Origin of the sequence: Bacillus sp. SIMBA_154 (assembly GCF_046536015.1) — a bacterium.
Classification (GTDB): domain Bacteria; phylum Bacillota; class Bacilli; order Bacillales; family Bacillaceae; genus Bacillus; species Bacillus pumilus_P.
The window spans coordinates 1-256 of record NZ_JAWJBV010000424.1; the positions used below are offsets into that span (position 1 = coordinate 1).

General features: G+C 51.6%; 1 protein-coding gene. It reads right to left on the reverse strand.

Annotated elements, in window-relative coordinates; all coding sequences use genetic code 11:
* A partial coding sequence (locus R0K30_RS22620; RefSeq protein WP_410613165.1) for an arginase family protein occupies positions 1-256 on the reverse strand: 256 nt, incomplete at both ends.

Genomic DNA, 256 nt, shown 5'->3' on the forward strand with positions numbered 1-256 from the left:
GAGCTCGGCCGCTTTGCGGATCGGAGTAGAGTGGGAAAGCGGTTCGCCTTCATAATCCGTGCGCAGGTCGGTGTGCGCGTCAAAATGAATGATGGCAAGGTCCGGAAACTTCTTATACATGGCTTTTATGACAGGCCATGATACAAGGTGCTCCCCTCCCATGCCGAGCGGGAACTTTCCTTTTTCTAAAATGCCGTCCACGTATTCTTCAATCATATCAAGGCTTCTTTGCGGATTGCCGAACGGAAGCGGAATG